The following is a 219-nucleotide window of genomic DNA, read 5'->3' as shown; positions in this document are numbered from 1 at the left end:
GAATGAACAAAAGCTGACGGCTGTTTTTCGGGCACGCCGTCCCGGGGTTATCGCCGGATTAGCGGGGGCACGCTTAGCGTTTACGATGTTACAGAAGGATGCAGGCTTTGAGGCGCATGTCGCTGATTGTGTATTCGTCCAGCCGGGAGATGTTATCGCGACGGTAACGTCCCATGAGTCTACGGTCATTGCTGGGGAAAGCACGGCATTGAACTTGAT

Annotated in this window: 1 pseudogene; it reads left to right on the top strand. The window is 54.3% G+C overall.

Features of this window, described 5'->3' with window-relative positions:
• Nucleotides 1–219: pseudogene (locus KB213_RS12555) on the top strand (carboxylating nicotinate-nucleotide diphosphorylase); the annotation flags it as partial.

The organism is Neokomagataea anthophila (assembly GCF_018122595.1).
GTDB classification, from domain to species: domain Bacteria; phylum Pseudomonadota; class Alphaproteobacteria; order Acetobacterales; family Acetobacteraceae; genus Gluconobacter; species Gluconobacter anthophilus.
Note: the sequence above shows the minus strand (reverse complement) of the source record. Positions and strands in the feature narration are given on the sequence as shown.